Genomic DNA, 211 nt, shown 5'->3' on the forward strand with positions numbered 1-211 from the left:
GATAGGATTTGAATTTACGACCATTGAAGATAATAGTGTCACCCGGAGATTCTTCTGTTCCGGCAACCAATGATCCGATCATTACGCAATATCCTCCGGCAGCCAATGCTTTCACCACGTCGCCCGAATAACGCAAACCACCATCGGCAATCAAAGGAATACCTGTACCCTTCAACGCTTTTGCTACATCATAGTCAGCTGATAACTGTGG

At 46.0% G+C, this 211-nt stretch carries 1 protein-coding gene; it reads right to left on the bottom strand.

Annotated elements, in window-relative coordinates; genetic code table 11:
* The coding region (locus HJW02_RS13655; protein WP_208050782.1) for an IMP dehydrogenase at positions 1 to 211 on the bottom strand (211 nt) is incomplete at both ends.

The sequence above is a fragment of the Akkermansia sp. GGCC_0220 genome, from assembly GCF_017566105.1.
GTDB classification, from domain to species: domain Bacteria; phylum Verrucomicrobiota; class Verrucomicrobiia; order Verrucomicrobiales; family Akkermansiaceae; genus Akkermansia; species Akkermansia massiliensis.